The organism is Acinetobacter sp. ANC_7504, assembly GCF_056779995.1.
Map to the genome: position 1 here is coordinate 444531 of NZ_JBWYIZ010000001.1, position 14323 is coordinate 458853.

A 14323-nucleotide genomic window follows, 5' to 3' on the forward strand; every position below is an offset into this window, starting at 1 on the left:
AATGCATAAGCCTTATCCGAGGATCAGGCTTATACATTTAGAATCTAAATGAATAATAAGTGAGAAATATTTTAAAGCGGGAAATAGGTATACACCAAACCGTATGTGAGTGCTGCTGTGAGTGTTGCAGGTACAATCTGTTTAAATTTGAAATACAAACCCGAGAGCACAATAAAACCAATTAACATGGCAACGCTCTTATTGGGTGTTTCTAAGAGCGGCGGTAAAGTCGCGACCACGAGCATTGAACTGATTGCTGCAATACCGATAGATCCAAGGGCGATTTTAAGCCAAAGAGCACCGCGTTTCTGGCGACCTTGTTGTAGTTTCTGAATCACAAAAAAAGGACCAAAGCGTGAGGCGAAATTCGCGATGCCGACCAGAATACCGACACAAATAATTTCTAGATTCATGATTGTTCACCTGTGTGCAAAGGATCATGTTGCTTCAGTACATAATGTTTAAACAAGCCAGCCAAAATACCAGAGCTTATGCCAATGAATATCGCTGCAGATAAATCGATAAAGTAACAGGCAATAGCAGAAACAATAATGGTGATGGTCACGACAAAGGTATGTTTTTTCTCAAATGCAGCTAGTAAGAAGCTCAAGAAAAGTGCAGGTAATAGAAAGTCGAGCGCTGCCTGCAAAAATTGGGGGAGATGACTGACTTGATCTGCAAATAAGCCCCCGAGAAAAGATCCGAGTGCCCAAGACAACCAGCTAAACAGACTGAGACCTAGCATCCAAGATTCAGACCATTCTTGACGGCGTTGCGACAGTTTAATCATGCCTGATGCAAAGACTTCATCGGTCAAGCCCCATGACCAAATTGCAGTTTTTTTCAGATTGAGTTTATCTTGAATTAAGTTTTGTAAAGCAGGGCCATATAACAAATGTCGAATATCAAGCGCTATTACAGTTAAGGCTGTCATCCAGATAGAAGTGCCACTGCCGAGTAAGGCAACCACCAAAAATTGACTGGCACCTGCATACATCGAACAGGATAAAAATAATGCTTCCCACGCTGTAAAACCAAATTGAGTTGCAGATACACCAAACGCGAATGAAACAGGCAAATAGGTGAAAATGATGGCTTGACTATCTTTGGCACCTTGCCAAAAACCTGCCGGTGTCATGTGTGGGGAGCTTGATTGGGTCACGATAAACCTAATTGGAGATTGGAACAAAAGGTATAAAACGAGATTGAGTATTCTACCCGAATTTACTAGCATAGTGCCGAATAGTTTATTAGAGCGATGTCATGTTTGCGATTCAATCTCCCTTTAAATTAGCTGCATTGACTACATTCCTCATCTTCACTTTGTCCGGTTGTGGTGGTCAGGCAGAAACTGCCGATGAAAAGGTTGAAATTAAAGAAGCACCGAAGTTGACCAATGATGCAACTGAATATGCAAATCATGCTTGGCAATTGATTAATCAGGTTGATCCTATTCTGTATCAAGCCAATAAAGCGCTTATACCATCACAAGTACGCGAGCCTGTGCGTCAATTGGTATTGGATTGGCGTATTAATGTCAAAATGACCGACTCAGTGACTGAAGGGAAATATGCGCTTTGTCGTAAAGCGCTAACAACCATAGATGCTTGGGCACGTGCAATCGTGGAAAATGAGGGTCAGCTCGCACAGCGTCAAGCCAATTATGAACGCGATAAAGCCCAGTGCAAAACTGCAATTGAGCAACCAGAATTAGGAAACACCAAGGCGTATACAAAATTATTTTAAGTGACCCTAGCAACCCCAATATAACGATTAATCCAGATTTTACTGAAGCTCTTCATCTTTAGTCGGTTAAGTTTGATCGGCTAAAACTTTAAGTTGATTGAGATCAATCACCTCAATTTTTTTAAATGCAATTTTAATTGCGCCAATTTTTTCTAAATGCTGTAGTTCTTGATTAATGGTCTGTCTTGAGCAGACCAACATTTGTGCCAATTGTTCTTGAGATAGGTTGATGGTGTTTTTTTCAATCTCTTTGAGATTACCGTATCCATTTAAGATAAAGATTAATCTTTGTGCTAAACGTTGAATAAGGGGTTGTGTTTGAATAGAGACCAACTCCATGAAAGCATAACGGAGTTTATGACTCACCAATTGAGCCAGATAAAACCAAAATTTTGGATATTGTTCTAAAATTAGATCAAGTCCTACACGACTTATTTTGAGGATTTTGGATTTTTTACTGGTAATCGCATGATGAGAGCGGGGTTGTTGATCAATCAACGAAATTTCACCAAACCACATAATGGGATCTGCGATAACTGTCACCGCCTCACGACCATCTACGTCAATATGTGCTAAACGAACAGCACCATCAATCACGGCATAAATGCCATCAAATTGATCAGCTTTAGAAAATATCAGTTGCTCTTTGCCATATTCAATGAGCTGAGCATGTTCGAGCATCAGCTGTTGTAGTTCATGATCAAACTGGCTAAACCACCAATTATTTTTTAAAAGATAAACGTATTGATTTAAAAGCAAAATTATCCCTTTTATGCTGTTTATTTGTCGTCTAGTCGACAACTTATTGGTTTACATTTATATATATTGAAGGAAATAGTCAGAAAAAGGAATGATAACATGACTCGTTTAGAGAGCTTGCTTGGACAATATGCAGCTTATCACCTAGATCGTAAAAACGTATTTTCGCATTTTATTGGAATTCCCTTGATTGTATTTTCGATCTTGTGTTTTGCAGCCAAAGCGCAATTTACAGTTGCTGGATATTCCATTGATCTTGCAATGTTATTGATCGTCGCATCAGTGATTTATTACTTGAGTTTGGATCTCATTTTTGGTGTGGTAATGGCAGTGCTATTTGCTTTAATTTATCAACCAGCCACACAAGTAGCAGCTTTAGCGACATCCTCTTGGGTATTGGTAAGTGCTGGATTTTTTATTGTGGGATGGATTATTCAATTTATTGGGCACTATTATGAAAAGAAAAAACCAGCTTTTGTGGATGATCTTGTTGGACTCGCTATAGGTCCTTTATTTGTGGTAGCAGAATTTATATTTCTTATTGGTTTACGTAAGAAACTGGAAGAGAAAGTATTGGTTCGAGCTAAACAATTACGCTATGACATGGACCATAAACACGTAAATCATTCGAGTACTTCAACTCAAAATCCATGATCTCAATCTTTTAAATAATCTTTGCAAAAAAAAACAGCCTTTCGGCTGTTTTTTAATAACTTAAACGTTGAAACGGAAATGTAAAACATCACCATCTTGAACGACATAAGTTTTACCTTCAAGACGCCATTTTCCAGCTTCTTTAGCGCCAGCTTCACCGTTGTATTGAACAAAATCGTCATAGGCAATGCATTCTGCACGAATAAAGCCTTTCTCAAAATCAGTGTGAATCACACCAGCAGCTTGAGGAGCGGTCGCACCAATTTTTACAGTCCAAGCACGGACTTCTTGAACGCCTGCAGTGAAATAAGTCTGTAGGCCAAGTAAGCCATAACCTGCACGAATAACCACGTTAAGACCTGGTTCTTCCATGCCCATCGCTTCTAAGAATTCAGCACGCTCATCATCTTCAAGCAAAGAAATTTCAGCTTCGATTTGGTTGCAAAGTGGGACAACAATGGCATTTTCTTCTGCCGCTAATTTTTTAACAGCATCAAGGTGTGGATTGTTTTCAAAACCGTCTTCAGCAACGTTTGCAATATACATTGTTGGTTTAAGGGTTAATAAACCAAAGCCACGAACTAATTTGCGCTCGTCGTCATCAAGATCAGCTGCGCGAGCAGGGCGACCTTCATCAAGTAATGGCTGAATTTTTTCTAGTACAGCTTTTGTTGCAACGGCTTCTTTATCACCACCTTTCGCAGACTTTGCTAAACGTGTAACCGCTTTTGATACTGTTTCTAAATCTGCTAAAGCAAGCTCAGTGTTAATAGTTGCAATGTCATCAAGTGGGTCAATTTTGCCGTTCACGTGAATAACATTTTCGTCTTCAAAACAACGTACTACGTGTGCAATTGCATCAGTTTCACGAATGTTGGCTAAGAATTGGTTCCCTAAACCTTCACCTTTAGAAGCACCAGCAACTAAACCTGCGATGTCTACAAATTCCATTGTGGTTGGAATAACACGTTGAGGTTTAACAATAGCAGTTAATTTATCTAAACGTGGATCTGGAACAGGAACGATGCCAGTGTTTGGTTCAATGGTACAGAATGGGAAGTTTTCTGCAGCAATAGCAGCTTTCGTCAATGCATTGAAAAGTGTAGATTTACCAACGTTCGGCAAGCCGACAATACCGCAATTAAAACCCATGAAAAGACTCACACAGTGTTATTTAAAAATTGTCGGTGATTTTACATCAAAGCCATGACAAAGTCAGGTCATGGCTTTGATGTTTCTCGAAAACACTGATGAGACTCAATTGAATAGAGTGAATTAGATTTTACGTTTGTCCAAACTATGTGCCAATTGATCGCCTAAAGCTTGAATCAGCATCACCAATACGACTAATACAATGATCACTGCCAACATAATTTGCATATCGAAGCGTTGGTAGCCATATCGATAGGCGATGTCACCTAAACCCCCCGCACCAATAGCACCCGCAATCGCAGAGGAATTGATCATGGTTACAAGCGTGACAGTAAAACCTGCAACAATACCAGGCAGTGCTTCTGGTAAAAGCACATGCCAAATAATTTGTTTGCGATTACAGCCCATGGCTTGTGCAGCCTCTATGAGTCCATGATCAACTTCTCGTAGACTGACTTCCGCAACACGTGCGAAAAAAGGTGTAGCCGCAATAGTTAAAGGTACAACCGCAGCCCATACCCCATAACTGGTCCCCACAATCAGTCGAGTGAAGGGAATGAGCGCCACCATCAAAATTAAGAATGGAATAGAGCGCGTAATATTTACCACCCAACCTAAGGCTTGATTGATTTTTTTTGACGGATAAATCCCATTTTCTGAGGTGTTGACGAGGATCACGGCCATAGGCAAGCCAATGAGAAGTGCTAAAAATGCAGAAATACCGACCATTAATAAAGTATCAATAGTGCCTGTAATTAAAAGATCAATGAGCTGGTTGTGCATAGCCAAGCACCTCGATTTGTGATGTTTTATGGGGGAATTGCTGATGGAGCGTATGCACATCAACATCTAATTGAGGAATACCTACGATGAGTGAGCCAACCAGATGATGTTGAATAGTGTCTACATGGCTTTGATATAAATGCACAGGCAGTGTAATTTTAGAAAGTACATCATTTAAGTTGGGAGGATTTTTCAAATCAGTTGCATAGCTGATTTTCAAAATGGTATGCGTTAAATGTGTAGCTCGCTCTTGATGTAACTGGAATGGCAAATCAAGCTGTTCCAAATTGAGGAGTTCTTGCGTGATTTTCTGCTGGGGACGAGAGAAGACTGACCAAACTTGCCCTGATTCAACGATTTCACCTTGATCAATAACCACCACTTGATCGCAAATTTCACGAATTACCTGCATTTCATGTGTAATGAGAACGATGGTGAGTCCTAATTTTTGATTAATTTCCTTCAGTAAAGATAGAACAACAGATGTGCTTTCTGGATCAAGTGCCGATGTTGCTTCATCGCACAATAGTATTTCAGGTTTACTGACCAATGCACGGGCAATCCCAACACGTTGTTTTTGCCCACCCGATAATTGTGATGGATAGTGATGATGCTTTTCAGCCAGACCGACTAGATTTAAAACCTCATCCACACGAGTTTGAATCTCAGCAGCAGGCACTTTTGCGATTTTCAATGGAAGCGCGACATTTTCCCAAACTGTTTTGGCAGATAGTAAATTAAAATGCTGAAAAATCATGCCAATACGCTGGCGTAGGGCGATTAACTCATTGTGATTAAGCTGCCCTAGATCATGTTGATGTATATGAATACTACCATCAGAAATAGTTTCTAAGCCATTCAAGGTGCGAATCAATGAAGATTTGCCCGCACCACTTTTGCCGATAATGCCGAAAATTTTTCCTTCGGGAATATCCAAATTAATGTTTTTGAGTGCGTGAACTTGTTTGCCTTGTACATCGTAATACTTATTTAAATGACGAATCGTAATATGGGGTACTGCAAATTCAATGTGTGAACCAAAACTCACCATGTTCATTCTCCTTATTTCCAGCCTTTGAACCAGAGTTTTTCACCAATATCCTCATTCAATGCTTGTTTAACTTTGTCTGAGCTTTGATAAATTTGGATAAATTTTTTCAGTTGAGCTGCTTTTTCAGGCTGAGTTTGTTCAAAGTCATCGCGAACAACAAATAAGATGGCATAAAGCGTGTTGTTAATTTCATCCAAAATTAAGGCATCATTCGGATCAATCGTTTGTGCTAAGCGTAGGTACATTGGATAGCTAAATACGAGGTCTGCATCATCTACGGCACGCGCAGTTTGCGGGCCTTCGACTTCAATAAAGTTCAAATTTTTTGGATTGGTTTGAATATCTTTTAAGTTGGATAAGTGGTTGTTGGAATCCTTAAGTTGTATTAATCCAGCGTGTTGTAAGAGGAGTAGGGCGCGACCCTGATTCACAGGATCATTTGGCAGTACAACTCGAGCGCCATTTTCAACTTCACTAATCGCTTTATATTTTTTTGAATATAAACCGACATGTGTTCCTGAGCCGATGCCCAAGGGTTTGAGCTTAAAGTTGGTTTCTTTTAACGCATTATTCAAGAAAGGTTGATGCTGAAAATAATTTGCATCAATATCCCCATGATTTAGGGTGATGTTGGGTGTATTCCAATCTGAAAATTCTACCAAACGTACATGAATGCCTTGAGCCTTTGCTTCTTCAATTGCGGCTTGAAGTGGTTTTGCAAATGGTGGGCTAATGCCAATCACAATTTCTTGTTGATCATTTTTTTTCAAAAAGGACCATGCAAACGCTGCAATCACAATAATGGCGATTGCAACGCCGATCCATTTAAGTCGAGAAGACTGAGCTTGTGCCATAGAATGACCCTTAAATATTAAAAACTTAAGCTGAATGTTGGTGTATAGGATTTAAATTTGATTGTTGTATATCTTGTGTTGAGCTTGGACATCGGAAATGATGTGCAGGATGTGAAAGTGGTAAATGATCTCCCGCATTGAATAGCTTGTGCCTTAAGCTACCCTCAGCATAGGCGGTCTTATAGCGACCACGTTGTTGGAGTTCAGGAATGACATAACGAATAAAATCTTGATGTGACTCTGGAGCGACTGTACGGGCAAGGTTAAAACCATCTAATCCAGAAATATCAATGAATTCGATTAGCTGTTGAGCAACTGTTGCTCCACTGCCAACAAATAAGGGATAACGTCCACCGAGTAAATGCTGAGCTTTTAAATCTGCCAAAGTGACTTTGTTTTCCTTAAAGCGCTCATTTACAGAAACGATGCTGTTGGTTTTTTTATATGGAATAGCATCCTCATCTTTTAGATGACCTAAGTCTGTTCCGATTGAGCTTGAAAAATGCGCAATCCCTGCTTCAGGACTTGCATATTGAATATAGTCCTGCAGTTTTTCTTGCGCTTGTTGATCTGTTTCAGCAGTAACGACAGTGATACCCGCAAATAATTTAATTGCTGTACCATCACGACCGTGTGAATGGGCTAATTGGCGAATCTTTTGTGTTTGCGACGCAATTTTTTCAGCAGTATCTCCACCAATAAACATGGCTTCTGCATGCCGAGTGGCAAACTGTAGTCCTTTAGGTGATGCTCCTGCTTGATATAGCACAGGTGTACGTTGCACTGAAGGCGAGACTTGGAAGACGCCGTGACTGTTATAGAACTGTCCTTGATGGTGGATCGTATGTACTTTAGTCGGATCGGTAAAAATGCGATTGAGCTTATCTTGGATGACAGCATCATTTTCCCAAGAGCCTTCCCAAAATTTGTAGCAGAGTTCTAAAAATTCTTCAGCTTGTTCATAACGTAAATCATGATCTTTCAGTCCTTGCTGACCGACCAATCGCGCTGCGCTATCCAAATAGCCAGTGACTATATTCCATCCCAAACGTCCTTGGGTCAGATGATCCAGACTCGCGAAGCGACGAGCAAATTGATAAGGAGATTCATAACTTAAGTTCACTGTAATACCGAAACCCAAATGCTGTGTGACGGCTGCCATTGCAGACACCAGCGTGCTTGGATCATGGCTCGGCAGTTGAATCGATTCTTTCAAGGTTAGATCAATGCCATTTTGATAGACATCGTAAACGCCAGTAATATCGGCAATGAATAATCCATCGAAAAGACCTTTCTCTAAAGTTTGAGCGAGTTCTGTCCAATAACTTAATTCATTAAATCGGTAGGATTGATCACGTGGGTGTGTCCAAAGCCCATGGTTTATATGACCTACACAATTCATATCAAATGCATTGAACAGGATCTGTTTTTGAGGTTTCGATTGAATTTTTGTCATTACAGCGTACCTCGTCTTGGGGGGAATACGCCGTTTAAAACATAATTGGCTATGAAGAAATATTTCCAACGCGCTGGATCATGCAAGGTATGAACACGTGCGTTTCTCCAGTATCGGTCAAGATTATCTTGTCGTTGACTTCCACGACTACCAGCCAGTTCAATCAGTTTTGACGAGACTTTTAGTGCAGTCTCGGTACTGTGTGCACGTGCTTTAGCCACTTGAATAGAAGCATGTGCAACTGAATGTTCTGAAGGGGAGACTTTGGCATCTTGAACCGCTTGCGCTGCTTGTTTTAGTAGTAACTCGGTGGCCTTGACATCTGTTGCAATTCGACCAATTTCGTATAGTGTCAAAGGGTCTTGAGTGGCATGTTCAACTTTTGCATCTATCCAAGGGCGTGCTTGACGAACGCGTATTAATGTTTCTTCAAAAGCAGCTCGAGCAATGCCTGTTTCAATTGAGGCATGAATAATTTGTGCAAATGGACCTGAAATGGTGGCAGTTGAATAAGCCAAATCAAAAGGGACTATATCCTCTGGGTCAATCTGTACATTTTCAAATTTAACAGTCCCACTGCCTGTGGTACGTTGACCAAATCCACTCCAGTCATCTAATAGGCTTAAGCCTTCGCTATCATATGGAACAAAGACTAGAAACTGGCGCTCTTGTTCATCACTAGCAAGGGTTGGAATACGGTGAGCGAATAGACTGCCAGTGCAATAAAATTTTTCTCCATTGAGGACATAACCATTTTCGACTTGTCTTAAAGAGGTATGGCGTTGTGCTGCATTTTTAGTTTTAAACTCAGCCAAGGCATTTCCAAAGCGAGCGCCTTGTAAAACTTCAGTAAATAAACGTCTTTTTTGAGCCTCAGACCCAGTATTCCTCAAAATTTCAAGTGCATAGAAATGATTTTGTGGAATTTGTCCGATAGAGCCATCAACACCACTCATTAATGCAATGATTTTTGTCTGTGTATGAATAGAAACATCGGCACCGCCATATTGTTGAGGTACTGTAATGGCCCATAAGCCAGATTGACTGTACGCTTCGATTTCTTCATGAGGAAGTTCACGATTTAAATCTCGTTCAGATGCACGGTACTTAAACTTTTCTGCAAGTTCGTGTGCGACTTTTAATGCTTCTTCATCAGAGCGAATATTATGCGCTGGTCTATAACTGCCTGATTCTTGGATCTCTAAAGCTTGTAAAGATGACATGATGACTCCTTAAATCCAGGCATGACGTGCAGGAAAAGTATGGTTTAAGTAATACGAACCCAGCGCGTGAAGTTTCCAGCGAATAGGATCATGAAGGGTATGTACACGTGCATTTCGCCAGTGTTGATCAAAATTATGGACATTGAGGCTGGCGCGACTTCCTCCGAGCTCAATCAACTTTTCTGAGATATGCAGTGCAGCATCATTGGCATAGACTTTAGCTTCAGCAACTTTGATCGAAGCTTCAGCAATCTGTTCATCAGAGAGTTGTTCAACTACATTGAGTGAATCTAAATAATCAGCTGCTTCATCAAGCAAAAGAATGGCGGCATCTAACAAAACATTAGCTTTGCCAACTTCTTGTAAGGTGAAATACTCATCACTGGCACGCTCAACTTGTGCATCCACAATTGGGCGTGCTTTACGGATCGCAAACAACATGTCCTCAAATGCTGCTTCAGCAATACCAACATCGATAGCCACTTGCATCAGCTGTGAAAACGCGCCTCTAAAATTAGGGACGTCCAATAATTTTCTTTCATCAAAAATCAGTAATGGATCAACTTCAACATGGTCAAAAATCACTGTGCCACTTGAAGTGGTACGTTGACCAAATCCATCCCAGTCATTGATGACTTCGATACCAGTGGATTCACGGTTCACTAAAATTAAAACCACGTGACCTTCAGGGTGTATGGCTTTGATGGCTAACCAATGTGCAAATGAACTGCCTGTAGAATAGAATTTTTTTCCTGAAACTCGATATTTCCCATCCTCTACAACAAGGTGTGTGTCTAAAGTCTTGGTATCTTTGGTATGTCGTTCTGGCCCCCCATTGGCAAGACGCTTACCTTTTAAAATTTCGTTGAAAATAAATTGCTTTTGTTCATCGCTTCCCATGATGTTGATCATATTGAGCAATGCAATTTGATTTTGTGGAATTTGCCCTAAACTTGAATCCGCTTTATTTAGAATACGAAATACTTGGGCAAGGGTACGATGAGATACTTCAGCACCGCCATATACGTGGGGGATGCGTAAGCCTCCTAAACCTTTTTGGCTGAATAATTCAATTTCTGCAAATGGTAAAGCTCGTTGTTGGTCACGCTGATTGCGACCTTCGAGCGCATAATCAGCAACATGATAGGCTGCATGAATGGCATCTTGATCATTTTCAATAACATGAACATTTTCAGTAATTAAACGAGACATAGATCAATTCCTCTTTGAGGAGATATACGCTACGCCCATAGAATATTTTTTTTAAATGCTGGTTTTCGTTGAACTATTCAAAAAAAATGCTTAAGACAAATATAGATATCGATTGAAAAATATTAGAAAACTTAAAATTTTGATTAATAATGAATTTTAATAAATTTCAGTGCTCTAAACACGTTGAATTCATTTAGACTTTGCAATAAAAAAGATAAAGATTTGCTAAACATTTATAATTTAACGGATTCATATTTCCAAAATAACAATTTAAGTTGCAATTGATGCATTATCACATTGTGTTTTGGCATAGGGTTGCATAAAGTAAGTAAAACAATAAATCCTATGATTGATCAAGACTTCGGAGATTTTATGCGCATCCTTTACCAGTTTCCTTTATCTCACTTTTGTGAAAAAGCTCGCTGGTTACTTGATCATAAGGAATTGGATTATGTTGCTCAAAATATGATTCCGGGCGTACATCGTGCATTCGCAAAATTAAAAACAGGTCAAAACTCTCTGCCGATATTACGTGATAAAGAAAAGTGGATTGCAGATTCAACCCAAATTGCCCTGTATTTGGATGATGTTTATCCAGAACATTCATTGCTCAGATCAGATTTAAAGTTAAGAAAAAAAGCACTTGAAATTAATGACCTGAGTAATCAATTGGGTGTATCAGTGAGGCGCTGGGGGCTTGCTCAAGCTTTATCTGAAAGCGATGAGCCGCTAGAAATCATGATTGGTGAAAAAGGATATCTGAGAAAATTTCAAAAGATCAGTAAGCCACTTATTAAAACTTTAGTTTCAACCAGCTACCAACTTGATGATGAACAAGTTGCGCTTGCTAAAGAAAATATGCATGAAATTATTTTGCAGTTAAACGACCAATTGATTCAGAATCAAGCTCGATATATGGTGGGAGATCGTTTGGGTTTAGCAGATATCGCCGTTTGTTCAATGCTTGCTCCACTACTTGAGATCTCTGGTACACCTTGGGAAAGAGAATATCATCAGCCAGTTTCATCTGAATTTGAGGACTATCAAAATCAATTGCTTGATTTACCGATAGGGCAATATGTCAAACGTATTTATGCCAACGAACGAAATGCGCGGGTAGATTGGCGCGGGATATAACAGAGCATATTTTCTATTAAGTTGTCTGATTGGTTAATTTATTTTCATTTTAATCGATATTTTTGAAAAAATAATGCATAATCATTTTATGCCATGAAAATATTGAGAAGAAGATGGAATTAGATCGTTACGATAAACAAATTTTAGAAATTCTTACACATGAAGATTTGAATCTGAACGAGCTTTCGGAGCGTATTAACCTGTCTGTAAGTTCAGTGCACCGTCGTATTAAACATCTCATTGAAACCAATATCATGACGAATTTAAAGCGTGATATTAACTATCAAAAATTAGGGTTTAATTTACATGTGTTGTTACAAGTATCATTGAGTAAGCATGACTCAGATACTTTTGCAAAATTTTTAGATGAACTTAAAAGTATTCCTGAAGTGATCAATGCTTTTTTAGTGACAGGGCAATCTGCTGATTTTATTATAGAAGTTGTTGCTCGTGATATGGAAAATTATAGCCAGATTTTGTTACAGCGCATTGGTAAAATTGATCATGTTGTGGCATTGCATTCAAGCTTTGTCATTAAAGAATATGATGTATTTAACTGTCATGGTTTATTGAGTAAAGCATAATTCAAGCTTGCAAAAAAAGACGCCTTTCAATTAAAAAAACGCACCAAAAGGTGCGTTTTCTAATTCTGAATATGGATTAAGCATCCAATTGCGCTAAAACTTCTTCAGAGAATTCAACGTTGGTATATACGTTTTGTACATCATCTAAATCTTCAAGCATATCAATCATTTTCATGATTTTTTTCGCTTGATCGATATCTGTGATTTCTGCTTTAGTTGAAGGATTCATCACCACTTCTGCATTGTCAGATTTTAAACCTGCAGCCGCTAAAGCATCTTGCACTGTTCCAAAAGATTCAGGTGTGGTGATCACAAGAATTTCATCTTCTGTCACTTCAATGTCTTCTGCACCAGCTTCCAACGCAACGTCCATAATTTGGTCTTCTAAAGAAACATCTTCAAAAGTAATTTCGCCACGTTTAGTGAAAAGGAAAGCAACAGAGCCGTTAGTACCTAAGTTACCATCTGTTTTAGAGAAGCAGTGACGAACATCTGGTACGGTACGGTTTAAGTTATCAGTCATTGTCTCAACAATAACGGCTACACCACCAACACCATAACCTTCGTATGTGACTTCTTTTAAATCATCATTGTCTTCACCACCAGCACCACGCTGAATGGCACGGTTGATGACATCACGAGTCATGTTAACGGACAATGCTTTTTCAACAACTGCACGAAGACGTGGGTTGCTTGCTGCATCAGGACCACCGAGTTTTGCAGCTGTAACAATTTCACGAATATATTTTGTGAAAACTTTACCACGACTAGCATCTTGTTTAGCTTTACGATGCTTAATATTGGCCCACTTGGAATGACCCGCCATGCGAAATATGCTCCTTGTAGATTGGCCTTATGCCTAATCAAATCTGCGAAATTCTACCATAAGGGCTTTTTTTTAATAAAGACCCTTATTTTAGCAATTGATCAAGATCAGGCTTTATTCTTCGGTTCAGGAATAATAATGTCTAAACCTGTATGTTCCTTATAAAGTTCCTGAATCAATTTCAAATCATGATCCAACTCTGATGGCATGATTTTGCCAAAAATTCCGCCTTGTTTGGTTTTTTGGTTTACAAACAAGAAAACGATAGGGACGTTTGCGGCTTTTGCGATATGCCAAAAACCGGTGCGGATCGGTTTACGTTGTTCACCATTTTTCGCACGAGTCGCTTCAGGCGCAATCACGAGATTAAATTTGTCATTGGAGTTGAAGAGTTCAACCATTTGCGCCACGATATCTTTATTTGAGTGACGGTCAACTGGAATACCACCAACCCCTTCTAGAATTGGCTTAAAAGGTCCTTTGAATAGTTCTTTTTTAATTAGTGTGTGAATCGGGATATCATGGATTTGAAACAGTGCGATTGAGAGTACAGCATCCATCATCGTGGTATGTTCAAAACCGATAATGACTTGTTTATCACCAAGAACATTCGGTTCAACATGATATTTGACACCAGCAAGTTTAAATGCCATTTCGGCAATGTGTTTTTTCATCATTCACAGAGATATTTGAATTTTATATGGCAGAGTTTCTTACTTCATTTTAAAAAATTCAATCCCTTTAGTAATAAATTATAGAAAAATTGACTACTAAATTTAGATTTTATCTGCAAACTTTACGTCCTCGACGCTTACCAAAAATTCATAATTTTTCACATATTTGTGACTGAAATTCTATACATGATCAAGATCGTACGTGATTTGTA

The 14323-nt window shown here is 39.2% G+C and carries 16 protein-coding genes; 4 read left to right on the forward strand and 12 right to left on the reverse strand.

Annotation, left to right across the window (positions count from 1 at the left end):
• Nucleotides 1–71: 71 nt before the first annotated feature.
• The gene (gene ygaH, locus AC1M9F_RS02180) at nt 72–413 is read right to left on the reverse strand and encodes an L-valine transporter subunit YgaH (protein WP_179998205.1); all 342 of its coding nucleotides are present in this window, start codon (nt 411–413) and stop codon (nt 72–74) included.
• Nucleotides 410–1138 carry an AzlC family ABC transporter permease gene (locus AC1M9F_RS02185; protein ID WP_092766232.1) on the reverse strand — a complete coding sequence of 243 codons (729 nt, stop codon included), beginning with the start codon at nt 1136–1138 and terminating at the stop codon, nt 410–412. Before AC1M9F_RS02185 ends, ygaH begins: the two co-directional genes overlap by 4 nt.
• Before the next feature lie 125 nt (nt 1139–1263).
• Here AC1M9F_RS02185 and AC1M9F_RS02190 point away from each other — a divergent pair, with 125 nt between their 5' ends.
• Entirely contained in the window at nt 1264–1746 is a 483-nt protein-coding gene (locus AC1M9F_RS02190) for a hypothetical protein (RefSeq protein ID WP_035264529.1), read from the forward strand.
• Nucleotides 1747–1812: 66 nt separating this feature from the next.
• Here the strand turns inward: AC1M9F_RS02190 and AC1M9F_RS02195 are convergent, their stop codons facing one another.
• Nucleotides 1813–2505 (reverse strand): Crp/Fnr family transcriptional regulator, encoded by a 693-nt coding sequence (locus tag AC1M9F_RS02195; protein WP_481596937.1) that lies wholly within the window; start codon nt 2503–2505, stop codon nt 1813–1815.
• A gap of 99 nt (nt 2506–2604) precedes the next feature.
• Between AC1M9F_RS02195 and AC1M9F_RS02200 the strand changes: the two genes are divergently transcribed.
• On the forward strand, nt 2605–3159 hold the full coding sequence (locus tag AC1M9F_RS02200) for an Mpo1 family 2-hydroxy fatty acid dioxygenase (protein ID WP_481588338.1): 555 nt from the start codon (nt 2605–2607) through the stop codon (nt 3157–3159).
• A gap of 60 nt (nt 3160–3219) precedes the next feature.
• Here AC1M9F_RS02200 and ychF read toward each other — a convergent pair whose 3' ends face one another.
• From ychF to AC1M9F_RS02235, 7 genes are all read right to left on the reverse strand, one after another.
• Complete coding sequence (ychF, locus tag AC1M9F_RS02205) at nt 3220–4311, reverse strand: redox-regulated ATPase YchF (protein WP_035264512.1); 1092 nt, start codon at nt 4309–4311, stop codon at nt 3220–3222.
• A 123-nt stretch (nt 4312–4434) separates the two neighbouring features.
• Complete coding sequence (locus AC1M9F_RS02210) at nt 4435–5094, reverse strand: methionine ABC transporter permease (protein ID WP_481596938.1); 660 nt, start codon at nt 5092–5094, stop codon at nt 4435–4437.
• Nucleotides 5075–6145 carry a methionine ABC transporter ATP-binding protein gene (locus tag AC1M9F_RS02215; protein ID WP_481594333.1) on the reverse strand — a complete coding sequence of 357 codons (1071 nt, stop codon included), beginning with the start codon at nt 6143–6145 and terminating at the stop codon, nt 5075–5077. The genes AC1M9F_RS02210 and AC1M9F_RS02215 overlap by 20 nt, the downstream gene beginning before the upstream one ends.
• Nucleotides 6146–6156: 11 nt before the next feature.
• Entirely contained in the window at nt 6157–6999 is an 843-nt protein-coding gene (locus AC1M9F_RS02220) for a MetQ/NlpA family ABC transporter substrate-binding protein (protein ID WP_481596939.1), read from the reverse strand.
• A gap of 25 nt (nt 7000–7024) precedes the next feature.
• Nucleotides 7025–8455 carry an LLM class flavin-dependent oxidoreductase gene (locus tag AC1M9F_RS02225; protein WP_481596940.1) on the reverse strand — a complete coding sequence of 477 codons (1431 nt, stop codon included), beginning with the start codon at nt 8453–8455 and terminating at the stop codon, nt 7025–7027.
• On the reverse strand, nt 8455–9678 hold the full coding sequence (locus AC1M9F_RS02230; protein WP_481596941.1) for an SfnB family sulfur acquisition oxidoreductase: 1224 nt from the start codon (nt 9676–9678) through the stop codon (nt 8455–8457). The genes AC1M9F_RS02225 and AC1M9F_RS02230 overlap by 1 nt, the downstream gene beginning before the upstream one ends.
• Nucleotides 9679–9687: 9 nt before the next feature.
• Nucleotides 9688–10890, reverse strand: a complete 1203-nt coding sequence (locus tag AC1M9F_RS02235) for an SfnB family sulfur acquisition oxidoreductase (RefSeq protein WP_481596942.1) — start codon at nt 10888–10890, stop codon at nt 9688–9690.
• Between the two features lie 372 nt (nt 10891–11262).
• On the opposite strand from AC1M9F_RS02235, the gene AC1M9F_RS02240 reads away from it, so the two are divergent.
• A complete protein-coding gene (locus tag AC1M9F_RS02240; RefSeq protein ID WP_481589873.1) occupies nt 11263–12027 on the forward strand; it encodes a glutathione S-transferase family protein in 765 nt (254 codons plus the stop codon).
• 113 nt (nt 12028–12140) lie between these two features.
• Nucleotides 12141–12611: an Lrp/AsnC family transcriptional regulator gene (locus AC1M9F_RS02245; protein WP_035264497.1), complete on the forward strand. Its 471-nt coding sequence runs from the start codon at nt 12141–12143 to the stop codon at nt 12609–12611.
• Between the two features lie 76 nt (nt 12612–12687).
• Here AC1M9F_RS02245 and AC1M9F_RS02250 read toward each other — a convergent pair whose 3' ends face one another.
• Together AC1M9F_RS02250 and AC1M9F_RS02255 are read right to left on the reverse strand one after the other, a co-directional pair.
• Entirely contained in the window at nt 12688–13437 is a 750-nt protein-coding gene (locus AC1M9F_RS02250; protein WP_035264495.1) for a YebC/PmpR family DNA-binding transcriptional regulator, read from the reverse strand.
• Nucleotides 13438–13544: 107 nt separating this feature from the next.
• Nucleotides 13545–14114 (reverse strand): 1-acyl-sn-glycerol-3-phosphate acyltransferase, encoded by a 570-nt coding sequence (locus tag AC1M9F_RS02255; protein ID WP_035264494.1) that lies wholly within the window; start codon nt 14112–14114, stop codon nt 13545–13547.
• Nucleotides 14115–14323 lie beyond the last annotated feature (209 nt).

What these genes read in the sequence shown, in the direction of transcription:
- ygaH (WP_179998205.1), bottom strand. Translation starts at nt 413, where the DNA reads ATGAATCTAGAAATTATTTGTGTCGGTATTCTGGTCGGCATCGCGAAT.
- AC1M9F_RS02185 (WP_092766232.1), bottom strand. Translation starts at nt 1,138, where the DNA reads ATGACACCGGCAGGTTTTTGGCAAGGTGCCAAAGATAGTCAAGCCATC.
- AC1M9F_RS02190 (WP_035264529.1), top strand. Translation starts at nt 1,264, where the DNA reads ATGTTTGCGATTCAATCTCCCTTTAAATTAGCTGCATTGACTACATTC.
- AC1M9F_RS02200 (WP_481588338.1), top strand. Translation starts at nt 2,605, where the DNA reads ATGACTCGTTTAGAGAGCTTGCTTGGACAATATGCAGCTTATCACCTA.
- ychF (WP_035264512.1), bottom strand. Translation starts at nt 4,311, where the DNA reads ATGGGTTTTAATTGCGGTATTGTCGGCTTGCCGAACGTTGGTAAATCT.
- AC1M9F_RS02210 (WP_481596938.1), bottom strand. Translation starts at nt 5,094, where the DNA reads ATGCACAACCAGCTCATTGATCTTTTAATTACAGGCACTATTGATACT.
- AC1M9F_RS02215 (WP_481594333.1), bottom strand. Translation starts at nt 6,145, where the DNA reads ATGGTGAGTTTTGGTTCACACATTGAATTTGCAGTACCCCATATTACG.
- AC1M9F_RS02220 (WP_481596939.1), bottom strand. Translation starts at nt 6,999, where the DNA reads ATGGCACAAGCTCAGTCTTCTCGACTTAAATGGATCGGCGTTGCAATC.
- AC1M9F_RS02225 (WP_481596940.1), bottom strand. Translation starts at nt 8,455, where the DNA reads ATGACAAAAATTCAATCGAAACCTCAAAAACAGATCCTGTTCAATGCA.
- AC1M9F_RS02230 (WP_481596941.1), bottom strand. Translation starts at nt 9,678, where the DNA reads ATGTCATCTTTACAAGCTTTAGAGATCCAAGAATCAGGCAGTTATAGA.
- AC1M9F_RS02235 (WP_481596942.1), bottom strand. Translation starts at nt 10,890, where the DNA reads ATGTCTCGTTTAATTACTGAAAATGTTCATGTTATTGAAAATGATCAA.
- AC1M9F_RS02240 (WP_481589873.1), top strand. Translation starts at nt 11,263, where the DNA reads ATGCGCATCCTTTACCAGTTTCCTTTATCTCACTTTTGTGAAAAAGCT.
- AC1M9F_RS02245 (WP_035264497.1), top strand. Translation starts at nt 12,141, where the DNA reads ATGGAATTAGATCGTTACGATAAACAAATTTTAGAAATTCTTACACAT.
- AC1M9F_RS02250 (WP_035264495.1), bottom strand. Translation starts at nt 13,437, where the DNA reads ATGGCGGGTCATTCCAAGTGGGCCAATATTAAGCATCGTAAAGCTAAA.
- AC1M9F_RS02255 (WP_035264494.1), bottom strand. Translation starts at nt 14,114, where the DNA reads ATGATGAAAAAACACATTGCCGAAATGGCATTTAAACTTGCTGGTGTC.